General features: G+C 30.3%; 13 protein-coding genes and 2 rRNA genes (1 of these 15 only partly in view). 8 read left to right on the top strand and 7 right to left on the bottom strand.

Annotated features, from left to right (window positions below):
* Positions 1-42: 42 nt before the first annotated feature.
* From rocD to NMK29_RS05900, 3 genes are all read right to left on the bottom strand, one after another.
* Positions 43-1,320, bottom strand: coding sequence for an ornithine--oxo-acid transaminase (gene rocD / locus NMK29_RS05910; RefSeq protein ID WP_108803016.1), 1,278 nt, complete (start codon positions 1,318-1,320; stop codon positions 43-45).
* Positions 1,321-1,553: 233 nt separating this feature from the next.
* Positions 1,554-1,934, bottom strand: a complete 381-nt coding sequence (locus NMK29_RS05905; RefSeq protein ID WP_108803015.1) for a DUF6768 family protein — start codon at positions 1,932-1,934, stop codon at positions 1,554-1,556.
* A gap of 3 nt (positions 1,935-1,937) precedes the next feature.
* The gene (locus NMK29_RS05900; protein ID WP_234424243.1) at positions 1,938-2,486 is read right to left on the bottom strand and encodes an RNA polymerase sigma factor; all 549 of its coding nucleotides are present in this window, start codon (positions 2,484-2,486) and stop codon (positions 1,938-1,940) included.
* Positions 2,487-2,601: 115 nt separating this feature from the next.
* Here NMK29_RS05900 and rlmD point away from each other — a divergent pair, with 115 nt between their 5' ends.
* From rlmD to NMK29_RS05885, 3 genes are read left to right on the top strand one after another with little or no spacing between them, the layout of a single operon-like run.
* Entirely contained in the window at positions 2,602-4,014 is a 1,413-nt protein-coding gene (gene rlmD / locus NMK29_RS05895) for a 23S rRNA (uracil(1939)-C(5))-methyltransferase RlmD (protein WP_108803014.1), read from the top strand.
* Positions 4,015-4,518: a DUF6452 family protein gene (locus tag NMK29_RS05890; protein WP_027392940.1), complete on the top strand. Its 504-nt coding sequence runs from the start codon at positions 4,015-4,017 to the stop codon at positions 4,516-4,518.
* Entirely contained in the window at positions 4,484-5,209 is a 726-nt protein-coding gene (locus NMK29_RS05885; RefSeq protein WP_108803013.1) for a DUF6048 family protein, read from the top strand. The genes NMK29_RS05890 and NMK29_RS05885 overlap by 35 nt, the downstream gene beginning before the upstream one ends.
* Positions 5,210-5,228: 19 nt before the next feature.
* Here NMK29_RS05885 and NMK29_RS05880 read toward each other — a convergent pair whose 3' ends face one another.
* On the bottom strand, positions 5,229-6,374 hold the full coding sequence (locus NMK29_RS05880; protein ID WP_108803012.1) for a class I SAM-dependent RNA methyltransferase: 1,146 nt from the start codon (positions 6,372-6,374) through the stop codon (positions 5,229-5,231).
* A gap of 71 nt (positions 6,375-6,445) precedes the next feature.
* Here NMK29_RS05880 and NMK29_RS05875 point away from each other — a divergent pair, with 71 nt between their 5' ends.
* The 4 genes from NMK29_RS05875 to NMK29_RS05860 all read left to right on the top strand — a co-directional run bounded on the left by NMK29_RS05875 (position 6,446) and on the right by NMK29_RS05860 (position 9,210).
* Positions 6,446-7,177, top strand: coding sequence for a cyclopropane-fatty-acyl-phospholipid synthase family protein (locus NMK29_RS05875; RefSeq protein ID WP_108803011.1), 732 nt, complete (start codon positions 6,446-6,448; stop codon positions 7,175-7,177).
* Positions 7,177-7,854 carry a ZIP family metal transporter gene (locus NMK29_RS05870; RefSeq protein ID WP_342667683.1) on the top strand — a complete coding sequence of 226 codons (678 nt, stop codon included), beginning with the start codon at positions 7,177-7,179 and terminating at the stop codon, positions 7,852-7,854. Before NMK29_RS05875 ends, NMK29_RS05870 begins: the two co-directional genes overlap by 1 nt.
* Position 7,855: 1 nt before the next feature.
* Positions 7,856-8,284, top strand: coding sequence for a DUF4268 domain-containing protein (locus NMK29_RS05865; protein ID WP_108803010.1), 429 nt, complete (start codon positions 7,856-7,858; stop codon positions 8,282-8,284).
* Between the two features lie 125 nt (positions 8,285-8,409).
* The gene (locus NMK29_RS05860) at positions 8,410-9,210 is read left to right on the top strand and encodes a hypothetical protein (RefSeq protein WP_108803009.1); all 801 of its coding nucleotides are present in this window, start codon (positions 8,410-8,412) and stop codon (positions 9,208-9,210) included.
* A gap of 46 nt (positions 9,211-9,256) precedes the next feature.
* Here the strand turns inward: NMK29_RS05860 and NMK29_RS05855 are convergent, their stop codons facing one another.
* Positions 9,257-9,883, bottom strand: a complete 627-nt coding sequence (locus NMK29_RS05855) for a hemolysin III family protein (protein WP_108803008.1) — start codon at positions 9,881-9,883, stop codon at positions 9,257-9,259.
* 205 nt (positions 9,884-10,088) lie between these two features.
* Between NMK29_RS05855 and NMK29_RS05850 the strand changes: the two genes are divergently transcribed.
* Entirely contained in the window at positions 10,089-12,305 is a 2,217-nt protein-coding gene (locus tag NMK29_RS05850; RefSeq protein ID WP_108803007.1) for an ATP-binding protein, read from the top strand.
* A gap of 366 nt (positions 12,306-12,671) precedes the next feature.
* Here the strand turns inward: NMK29_RS05850 and rrf are convergent.
* A 5S ribosomal RNA gene (rrf, locus tag NMK29_RS05845) occupies positions 12,672-12,779 on the bottom strand.
* Positions 12,780-12,975: 196 nt separating this feature from the next.
* Positions 12,976-12,989 (bottom strand): 23S ribosomal RNA (locus NMK29_RS05840) (it continues 2,808 nt past the right edge of the window).

Here is a 12,989-nt window from a genome sequence, read left to right as displayed (position 1 = left end):
TGTTCCTACTCTTTTTACTATTTTAATTCGATCAAAAAAGTTTTACTCAAACTCTTTTAACGTTTTTGTTATAATTGCCACACATTCTAGCAATTGTTCTTTTGTCATCACTAATGGTGGAGCAAATCTTATGATATTACCATGAGTTGGTTTTGCTAATAACCCATTTTCTTTTAAAGCTACACAAATATTCCATGCTGTTTCACTCTCTTCATCATCATTAATAACAATGGCATTTAATAATCCTTTACCACGAACAAGATTTACTATACTCGATGTTTTGATATACTCATTCATTTCTGATCTGAATAATTCACCAAGTTCAAAAGCATTTTCTGCAAGCTTTTCATCTCTTACTACTTCTAAAGCCGCAACAGCAACCGCAGCAGCAACAGGATTTCCTCCAAAAGTACTTCCGTGATTACCTGGTTTGATTACTTCCATAATATGATCATCAGCTAAAACACCAGAAACTGGATATGCTCCACCACTAAGTGCTTTACCAAGTATTAAGACATCAGGTTTAACATTTGGTGTACTTGAACAGTTTTTATCACTACAAGAACAATTACCGCAAGTAGCTAACAACCTACCTGTTCTGGCTATACCTGTCTGTACTTCGTCTGCAATAAAAAGTACATTGTGTTTTTCGCACAAAGCTTTAGCCTTTGACAAATAGTCTTCAGAAGGTACATAAACTCCAGCTTCTCCTTGTATTGGTTCTACTAAGAAACCTGCAACATTCGTATTATTTTCTAACGCTTGTTCTAATGCTTTTAAGTTATCATACTCAATTTTGATGAAACCAGATGTATAAGGTCCAAAGTTTTTACGTGCTACTGGATCATTAGAAAATGAAATAATCGTTGTAGTTCTACCGTGAAAATTGTTTTCGCAAACAATTATTTGAGCTTCATTTTCTGAAATACCTTTCTTCTCATATGCCCATTTTCTACAAATTTTCAAAGCGGTCTCCACAGCTTCTGCACCTGTATTCATAGGTAACAACTTATCGAAACCAAAAAATTCAGAAGCAAATTTCTCATACTCTCCTAGCTTATCATTATAAAATGCACGAGAAGTTAATGTCAATGTCTGAGCTTGTTCCATCATAGCTCCTACTATCTTAGGGTGACAATGCCCTTGATTTACCGCCGAATATGCACTTAGGAAATCATAATACTTCTTTCCTTCTACGTCCCAAACATATACTCCTTCTCCTTTATTTAAAACTACTGGTAAAGGGTGGTAGTTATGAGCTCCATACTTGTTTTCTAAATCGATTGCTTGTTGAGAAGTTAATTTTTCTAAAACAGCCATTTTTAATAATTTAAATTGATAAAATAACCATTCCTTCTATACCTTTATCCTTTCGAAAAGACTCGAAAATTCAGCGTGGGAGAGAAATCATCCCTAAGAGAGTCGCAAATTACTAAATCTTTATTTATTATTTAATTTTAAGGCTTGGAATAGATTCTATTTTTAATTATTCAAAATAATATTACTATTAATTGCATAATTAATAATTAACAAGATCTTTGAACATGCTATTATTATACTTTATTTGCTATCGAAGAAATTTGTAATTCTAATCTTTTAATTTCTCTCAATAATGCGTTTTTATCAATCTGTAACCAAGAAAATAATTTTAACATTGATGCAGTCATAATAGCCAAAAATCCCCCGCTACCCCACTTGATCAATTCATTCGTATTATCTGTATTTAAAAATTTCACTAAACAATACACAAATAATCCAAAGGCAATTACATTTACAAAATTCATCAAAATTATGATCCACTTATTTTTAGTCTTGTAAAGACCTCCAATCATTTCGATCATATTTTGTTCATCTAATTCATCATAAAACTTTGCTTCTTCTTGTGTTAGAGTTTCTTTAATTAATCGATCAATATCTTCCATATGATTATCCATTATTTATGTTTTTAAAATTAACTTCAATTTTTCTCTTGCTGTAAACAAACGTGATTTTACTGTTCCTTCGGAAATGACCAAAATTTTAGCTATTTCCTTAACTCTATATTCTTCTACATAAAAAAGACGTAATACCATTTGCTGATCAACTGGCAATGTTTCAATAGCTCTTCTTAACAGCATTTTCTTATTAGATTCTTCATTTTCTACTTCTTCAGGCATAACAACAGGGTCTGAGTTTCTAATAATAGAATTTAAAACATCCTGTTCTTTTTTGTTTTTTCTTAGCCAGTCAATTGACCTTCGAGTAACAATTGATAATGCCCAACTCCCAAAACTATTCGTATCTTTTAAATGATAAACTTTCATTAAAATTATATCCCAACTATCCTGCACTATATCTTTAGAGATTTCTTTATTTCTAACATACCAATTTGCTTGCGCACATAATCTACCATGCCATCTTTTAACAAGAATCCCTGCTGCTTTCTTATTTCCAGATTGGTATTGTAAAACCAACAAAGAATCGAATGTTTTATTGGCATTTATCATAGTGACCTTTATTATATAGACGTAGTGATATTAATTTGGTTCATTTTTTTTATTCTTTTCATAAGATATATTGAATATTTAATAAGTATATAGTTTCTATTCTTATTTTTGCGCTATGGCAAGAAAGAACAAAAGGCAAGTTTTTGAAAATATAGAAGTGATTGATGCTGGTGCAAAAGGAAAAAGTATTGCTAAAGCTCCTGATGGAAAAATCATATTTCTAAATAACGCAGTACCTGGAGATGTGGTGGATATACAAACCACTAAAAAGCGAAAAGCTTTTTATGAAGGAACAGCAACTACTTTTCATAAAAAGTCTGACAAACGTGTTCAACCTCTTTGTTCACATTTTGGTACTTGTGGCGGTTGCAAATGGCAATTTATGGGGTACGAGCATCAACTAAACTATAAAGAGCAGGAAGTTATAAACAACCTAACTAGATTAGGAAAAATTGAATTACCAGAAGTGACTCCAATACTAGGTTCTGAAGATCAATTCCTTTATAGAAATAAAATGGAGTTTTCTTTTAGTGATAGTCGTTGGTTAACATTAGATGAAATCCAAAGCGATACAGAAATTAAAAATAGAAATGCATTAGGGTTTCACATCCCTGGAATGTGGGATAAAATTTTGGATATAGACAAATGTCATTTACAAGAGGATCCTAGTAATGCTATTCGAAATAAAATAAAAACATTTGCTACAGAAAATGAATTATCATTTTATAATGCAAGAAAGCAAAGTGGTTTCCTTCGCACTCTTATGATGAGAATTGTATCTACCGGAGAAATTATGGTGTTAGTTCAGTTTTTTCATGAAGATGCAGAAAAACGAACCTTGTTATTAGATTACATAGTTTCTGAATTTCCAGAAATTACATCATTACAATATGTAATTAACTCTAAAGGAAATGATACAATTTATGACCAGAAAGTAATTTGTTATCACGGAAAAGATCATATCGAAGAAGAAATGGAAGGTTTACGTTTTAAAATTAATGCAAAATCTTTCTATCAAACCAACTCCAAACAAGCCTATGAATTATATAAAGTAACACGGGATTTTGCTGGTTTAACAGGAAATGAATTAGTATATGATTTATATACCGGAACAGGTACTATTGCACAATTTGTAGCAAAAAAGGCAAAAAAAGTAATTGGTGTAGAAGCTGTGCCAGAAGCTATTGCTGATGCAAAAGAAAATGCTAAGCATAACAATATCGATAACGTAGAATTTTACGTAGGAGATATGAAAAAAGTATTTACTTCGGATTTTATAGCTACTCATGGACAACCAGAAGTTGTAATTACTGATCCACCAAGAGATGGAATGCATAAGGATGTGGTAGGACAGTTGCTTAATATTTCTCCCAATAAGATTGTGTATGTTAGTTGTAACAGTGCAACACAAGCTAGGGATTTGTCGTTATTAGATAGTACATATAAGGTTACAAAAGTGCAACCTGTAGATATGTTTCCACAAACACATCACGTGGAAAACGTAGTTTTATTAGAAAAAAGATCATAAATGAAGTTACATAAAGCTTTTATTCCTATTATTCTCGGAATTGTTGGTATATATCTTAGTTCCAGTTGTGAACGAGATGATATCTGTGCCGAAGATACATTGACTACTCCTCTACTTATTATTAAATTTATTGAAGATGGTACAGTATCTGATATCAAACAACCAAATGAATTACAAATAGGATCTCCTGGGTTTCTTAACATTATTGATTACGAAACGAATCAAGATTCCATAATGATTCCTCTAAGAACAAGAGGTTTATTAACAGATTTTGAGTTTATCATTGATTCTGACTCTGATACTCCTAATACAGATGTAGTTAGTTTTCAATATACACCTGTAGAAGAATATGTTAGTAGTGCTTGCGGTTTTAAAGTTAACTATAATGGACTTACTGCTAGTGTTGCTGTGGAAGATGGTGATGAAAATTGGATCAAAAGTATAATCATAGAAGAAGATAATGTAACAGATGAAACAGCTGCACACGTACTTATTTTTCATTAGTCTCCTGATTTCAGGTACTATTTTAGGTCAAGAAGAAACTAATATTTCTGCAAGAGACACGTTGCCCCCATCAGAAAAATATGGATTAAGGGTTGGAGTGGATATTGGTAGGTTAATTAGAACCGCTGTCAATGACGATTATTCTGGGTTTGAAATAAATGCAGATTATAGAGTTTATAAAAACTATTATTTGGCTGCGGAAATTGGTAATGAATCTTTATTAAGGGATGAAACCAATATAGAAGTAGAAGGATCTGGAAGCTATATCAGACTTGGAATTGACTACAATACCTATAAAAATTGGTATGGAATGCAGAACAACATCTATGCTGGACTCCGATACGGATTTACAACATTCGACCAAACTTTAAATAATTACAACATATTTACCGGGACGGATTTCTTCGATCTAGATAATAATCCTGAAAATTTCAGAAATGAAAGACGAGAATCCAAGGACCTAACTGCAGGTTGGGTAGAATTTGTTTTAGGGCTTAAAGTAGAAGTACTAAACAATCTTTATTTAGGAGCGAGTGTCTCTTTAAGAAGGTTGGTAAACGAAGAAGATCCTGCAGGTTTTGAGAATTTATTTATTCCGGGATACGGAAGGACTAATGATTTTAGTGAATTTGGTGTAGGTTACACCTACACGATAAGCTACTTGATTCCTTTTATTAAAAGAAAAAGATAACATTTAACTTCTAAAAATATTAAGGTTTATTCTGAAATTTAGCTTTCTTACTACCCGCATACATCTCATATTTAACCAAACGAGATTCTAATTTACCATTAAACACCTTTATTTTTCTAGAAGGTCTTAACCCTACAAATTTTAACGCCTCAATGTTTGAAGTAATAAACCAGGCATTAGTATTTGGATAACTTTGTTTAAGCGTATCTCCAATTTGGGCATAAAACTTCTCTTCATCCAATTCTAAACGTTCACCATAAGGAGGATTAAAAACCATATGTAGTTTATTATCTCCATCTTTAAAGCTTTCAAAAAAATTAGCATCTTCAATTTTAACGAAATCAGTAAGATTGGCATTTTCTACATTTTTCTTTGCTTTCCTAACAGCTGAAGGAGCTTTATCAAACCCTATAATAGAGTGACTAAAATCTCTGGTCTTATTTAAAGAAGCCGCCTCTATCTTTTCAAATAAATCCATATCCCAATCTAACCATTTTTCAAAAGCAAATTCTTTTCGATTCAAATTAGCTGGAATATTACACGCTATCATTGCTGCCTCTATAGCCAATGTTCCGCTTCCACACATTGGATCTAAAAAATCACACTGCCCATCCCATCCGGATAACAATAATAACCCAGCAGCTAAAACTTCATTTATCGGTGCAATATTAGTAGCAGTTCGATAACCTCTATGGTGCAAAGAACCTCCTGAACTATCTAATGAAACCGTACACAAATCTTGTTGTATATGAATATTAATTGTAAGATCTGGATAGTCTGTATCAACACTAGGTCGTTTCCCAGTTTCTTTTCTAAACTTATCTACAATAGCGTCTTTAGATTTTAAAGAAACAAATTGCGAATGTCTAAATATTGTAGAATTAACAGTCGCATAAATAGCAAAAGAATCATTAGTATCAAGATATTCATCCCAACGAATGGATTGTATAAAAGAATATAGATCTTTTTCATTTCTTATTTTTTTAGCAGCAACAGGTTTTAATATTTTCAAAGCAGTTCTTAAACAAAGATTTGCTTTATACATAAAACCAGTATCGCCATAAAAACTAACCATACGATTACCTATTTCTACCTTTTGGCCCCCTAAGTTCCGTAGTTCTTTTGCTAATACTTCTTCAAAACCGAAAAAGGTTTTGGCTACCATTTTAAATGAATTACTCACTATATTCTAATTCGCTATTATTAAACCGCAAAAATACATTAATTTTGCGCCCTATGCTAAAAGATTCTACAATGTGGTATGCATCTTGGTTTGATACACCATATTATCATATACTATATAAAGACAGAGGTCATACAGAGGCACAACAATTCATGGATAACCTAAGTGGTTATCTTAGTTTAGAACCAGATGAAAAGATTCTGGATCTCGCCTGTGGAAAAGGAAGACACAGTATTTATTTAAACCAACTAGGGTTTGATGTTACCGGAGTAGATCTTTCGAAAAATAGTATTGAGTACGCTAGTCAATTCGAAAACGAAACATTAAGATTTAGAGTACATGATATGTCTAAACCTTTTAATAAAAAGTTTTCAGCTATTTTTAATCTTTTTACAAGTTTTGGATATTTTGAAAAAGAAGAATGTAATCTTAATACTATAAAAGCCATAAAATCTGATCTAAACGAAAAAGGGTTTGGAGTTATAGACTTTATGAATGTAGATTATGTTATTGACAACCTTATCGCGGAAGAAACTAAAGAGGTTTCAGGTATTGTTTTTCATATAAAACGGTATGTAAAAGCAGGATATATATTTAAAGAAATAAAGTTCACTGATACTAATGAAGAGTTTTTCTTTACAGAAAGGGTAAAAGCATTAACTTTAAATGATTTTCAAAACTATTTTGAAGAAGCTAAAGTTGATCTATTGGATATCTTTGGTAATTACCAACTTGAAAAATTTCATAAAACCACTTCTCCTCGACTTATTCTTATATTTAAATAGTGTATAATTATATATTATCCATATCAGCCATTTTTATTGGTTCCTTAATAGTATATATATTTAGGCCTAATAATCAGAAAAAGTTAAAATTACTTTTAGCTTTTAGTGGAGCTTTTCTTTTAGCAATAACCATATTCAACTTGTTACCAGAAGTATTTGAAGATCATCAATATGCCAAACAAACTGGAGTTTGGATTATGATTGGTATTTTACTTCAGAAAGTATTAGAATATTTTTCTAAGGGAGCTGAACACGGCCATATACATCTACATAAGGAAACTACACAAATTCCCAAACTACTTTTTATAAGCTTAGGAATTCACGCGGTTTTAGAAGGATTCCCTATTCATCATACAGAAGGTATTCTTATAGGAATTATCATTCATAAAATTCCTATAGCAATGATATTGACTACCTTTTTAATCAATACCGAAATAAAAAAGCCTATTATCCTACTGATCCTTCTTCTTTTTGCACTAATGACACCTTTAGGAACATTTCTTTCTGAACATTTTGAGACTCTTCAAAACTTTTATAAAGAAATCACAGCGCTTGTTATCGGTATATTTTTGCACGTTTCTACAACAATACTTTTTGAAAGTAATGAAGGGCATAAATTTAATATCACCAAACTTATGGTTATTCTAGCCGCTACAGCTAGTGCATATTTTATTTAAAATGTTTAGTAAAGAAGAATCAAAAAAAATAAGACAAGAATTTTGGACCACTTTTGGTACTAAATATCCCAGAAAGTGGTTACTATATAATACAAAAATCAAAGATGTAACCCTTAAGTTTACCTTTACTACAAAATTTGCTCAAGTATCTATTGATATTGAAACACATGATGAAATAATAAAAGCTTACTATTTTGATAAACTTTTAAGTTTAAAAAATATAATTAGAGAAGAGTATATTAACGATATAATTTTTGATGAATTATATGAATTAGAAAATGGTAAAATTATTTCTAGAGTATATATTGAATTAGCTAATGTAAGTATTCACAATAAGAAAAAGTGGAAAGAAACTATGGTATTCCTAAACAATCAAATGGATAAACTTGAAACTTTCTTTTTAGAATACAAAGATTTTATTAAAAGTTAGTTTAATGATAATTTTAAAAGTTAATTTATAACAAATTCTTAATATTAGTATCAAAACATTATCAAATAATTATTTTGAATAGTTTTTCATATCTTAGGATTAACTAAAACACAAACTCAATAATTATGAAAAATTATGTTAGCTCTATAACAATTTTGCTATGTGCACTATTATTTGTGCAATGTACTCAAGAAAACATCTCTCCGCAAGCAGAAGAAATCGGGCTCGAAACCGAGAATGAAAATCATTTTTCAGGTAAACTTTACACCAATAATAGTAACATAGACTATTCAGTAAAAGCAGTGTCCGAATTACAATTTATGGTTGTCTTAGCTATCGACAAAAATACAATCGAAGCTTCGGTTAACTATGAAAACGAAGGCATCTTTATTGATGGCCATAATAACAACTTTTCTGAAACACAAAAAGAAGCTTTATTAAATACCGGAAGAGTTATTTCTGAATATTTGTTGGATACAAAGAAAGGGGAAATATCTATGGCTGAGTATACATTACTCGCTCTTATTGAATATTGGGGTAAATCTCCATCAGATTATGTATACAATAAAAGAGAGATTAAATCTACCTCCAATTCTAATGCTCTAAAAAGCAGAAATGAAGGCGTTACCTGTATAAGAAAAAACACCTATGTAAATGCAGAATATGACGATTCAAGAGGGAATCATAAAGAAAGAGTTAAAGTTGGAAGTAAACCAAGAACCAACTACGGATGTATGGGAAGATGCGGAGGAGATTGCGGTAGATGGTGGATTCCAAGCGCATGGACTAAAGACTGCATGGATCATGATCAATGTAGTAATGTAAATAATGCTAGTGGCGGAAGTGGTGATAGAAACTGTGGAGATGAATTTAATGAAGCAGCAGATGATTACGTATTTGGAGTAATCAGAGGATGTAGAGGATGATTTAGAAAATAGGATAAACCATAAAAAATATGGTTTATCCTATTTATTATATGATATACCCCAAAATAAATATATAATGAAATATACTACCCGCTAATACAAAAAGATGCCAGATTACATGATTAAAATACAACTTCTTAAAAGCGTAGAAAATTATACCTACAGTATAAGCTAATCCACCATAAATCAAATACATAATTCCTTCAGAACCAACAATATCAATTAAAGTAGATATATCTAATACAATTAACCATCCCATTAATAAGTATAGTATCACAGAAACAATCTCGAATTTCCCCGTAAAAAAAAGTTTTAAGATTGTCCCAAAACCTGCCAATGACCATACTAAGGTAAAAAGTAACAATCCTTTACTATTTAATAAAGTAATCAAAGTTATAGGAGTATAAGTTCCTGCTATTAATAAATAGATACTAATATGATCCAGTACTCTAAACCTGTTTTTGAGAATAATATCATTAGTATAATGATAAGCAGATGACGAAAAATAAAGAATTATCAATGCTATGGAATATGTTAAAACAGAAAATGTACTATAAGATGTTTTGTAAGTATTATTAAACAACAATAAAATCAAACCCAAAAAAGAAAAAACAAAGCCAACAGCGTGTGTCAACCAATTCCATCTTTCTTCTACAGCTGATTGTATTTTCATAGATGACAAAAATAACAAAGTGATCAATTTTGAAGGCAACTAATATTAGTTAATATTGGATACTTTTGAAACAAAAAGTAGGAATAAACTTATTTTTATTAAGTTAAAAATAAAAAAAATACGCTTTAAACGTATATTAATTGTATTTAAACCGTTAATCTCGTTTTTTTTTATATATTTGAACGCCCCAAATCCGTATTGAATAATGAAAAGTATTAAAATAGTAAAGCATTTTATATGCTTCCTGTGTCTTAACTTATTTTTCCCTAATCTTTATGCCTATCAATATGAAGAAATGTCATTCCCAGAATTGGAGTGTACAATTACTCATACAGAAGAACACCTAAATTCAATAGGAAGAGCTAATAGCGTTATGCTAATTGAAAATATTATTGATATTTCTTCTAAATTCAATACGCAACAGGAATATTATCTAAAAGGATATTCTTATAATCTCCTTGGAAAAATACACTTTCTAAACAAAGAATATAAAAAAGCATTAAAAGAATATAAAATTGCAGAACTATTTATAAAAGAGTTAGAAGGTCATTCCGAATTAACTATAGATGTCAATAACAATATTGCTTTAGTTTATCTAGAAGGATTTAATAAGCCATCTAGAGCATTAAAAAGAATTAAACATATTTATGAAAATTCCGAGAATCTAAACAACCACTACAAACATAGTTTAGAATTAAATCTGGCCAATATCTATCTAAAAACCAGAAATTATAGAAAAGCATATCGCTTATTAAAAAAATGTCAAAAATATTTCAGCAAAAACTCTGAATATATTGATGAGCTTTTAATAACCTATTTAAGTTTTGGTGAATATTATAAAATCCATAATAATTATAATAGTGCTATAAGACATTTTGAAGAAGCCGCATACATTGCAGAAAAAAACAAAATGTTTAGACAAGCAATGACGATTTATAAAAAGTACGAAGAACTACTTGTGAAAATTGGAAGACAAGATAGAGCATACGCAATTCTAAAAAAATACACCAAGCATCACGAAACAGCATTAGAAACCGAAAAACTAGAAACTAATCAATTCAAAGAAAAATTAGTAGTAAGTAATAAAAATAACAGTATTCAAACTCAAAAGGCAAAACAATCTCAAACTGTATCTATTTTCACTTTATCACTGCTATTATTATGCTTAATCCTATTTTGTTTCTTCATTTATAATCATAGAAAAACAAAGGTACTAGGAGAATCCTTAGCGTTAAGAAATAAAGAATTAAAAATTTCAAAGGAAAAATCTGATCGTCTGGCAGCGGTAAAAACTAAATTTATATCCACAGTTAGCCACGAGCTAAGAACACCTTTATATGGTGTTGTTGGTTTATCATCTATCCTTATGGAGCGAATTAAAGATGAAGAAAATCACAAGTTTATAAAATTAATGAAATTTTCTGCTGATCATCTCCTAAACTTAATTAACGATGTACTTCAGGTTACCAAAATGGAATCATATGAAATAAGTCTTGATGAAGCGCCTTATAACATTAAAAACTTAGCTGATGATATAAAAAATTCTTTCGAGTATCAAGCGGACAAAAACGGTAATACATTACATCTTAATTTTGATGAAGATATCCCTAATTCTCTTATTGGAGATCAAGTAAGGTTATCTCAAATTTTTATTAATCTTATTAGCAACGCAAATAAGTTTACAAAAAACGGAAACATTTGGCTAAACTTTATTAACCCAGTTATAATAGACAATAAAGCAAAAATTACCTTCGAAATTAAAGATGACGGAAGAGGAATTCCTATTGATAAACAAGAATTAATTTTTGACAAGTTTTCTCAAGCAGATTCTAAAGATCATACAACCGGAACAGGTTTAGGCTTAAACATTGTGAAAAAATTAGTGAATCTACATGGCGGAGATATTCAAATTGAAAGTTCACCAGGAGAAGGTTCTAATTTCTATTTTACCATTTCTTTTGAAATAGATTCCTCAAATAAAGAAAGTAGCACAACAAATAACAAAACTAAAGATTGTATTCCTTTATTAAATGAAGAAGAATATACTATACTAGTTGTCGAAGACAATAAAATAAACCAAATAGTTACCCAAAACGTATTAAAAACAAAAGGATATAGATCACAAATTGCTGATGATGGCCTTATTGCAATAGAAATGGCTAAAACAAATTCTTATGACCTTATATTAATGGATTTAAATATGCCTAATATGGGAGGTATGGAAGCCACCAAAATAATTAGAGAATTTGACCCTAACATTCCTATTATAGCGTTAACCGCATCAGATACTCAAGACACTGTGCAAGCAATTCTTAATCCTAGTTCTGGTTTTAGTGATTTTCTTAGAAAACCATACAAAAATCAAGAGTTTTTTAGCAAAATTGAATCAAATCTTAATAGTACTATTTCAAAAGCATCATAATCTACTTACTTAATAAAACAAAGATGTCTTATCAAAATCCTAAATCGTGTACCAATGATTTAAGGGTTTTATTATTATAAAGATAAAGGGGTACAATAACTTTTGATATAGTGATATGTTAACCACTAATTATGATTAACTCTTATTATACTCAAATCTTTATATACTTCGAATAAGAGTCTAATCAATTCATCTTATAACTTAATAACTAACGATCTATATCTTCATTCGCCAAAATAATTAAGAGTCATATATATCCTATTATCTTACTTATAATAGTTTATATAAAACCCTCTAATTGTATTTTGAGTATTTGGATTTTGAGTATAAAAAAAACCCTTCAATGTCATATTGAAGGGTTTTCAAGGAAGGCGGCGACCTACTCTCCCACGATTGTAGTACCATTGGCGCTAACGGGCTTAACTTCTCTGTTCGGAATGGTAAGAGGTGAGCCCCGATGCTATAACCACCTTAAGCTGTTATCAGTATTAAGTCCTAAGTGGTCAGTATTAAGTTTAAAAACTTACTACTTTGTACTTCGTACTTATTACTAACATAATAAGTTAACATATTGATTTAAATAGAATAGAATTATAAAATAGAAAGCGTTTTTTACTAAAAAGAAGCTATCAAAGCAATTCTCCGTCCTGCTAATTGCTTAGCAGGACGTGCGCATAAGCCTAT

This window comes from Aquimarina sp. Aq107 (genome assembly GCF_943733665.1).
GTDB lineage: Bacteria > Bacteroidota > Bacteroidia > Flavobacteriales > Flavobacteriaceae > Aquimarina.
This window is presented reverse-complemented; position numbering and strand designations above follow the sequence as displayed.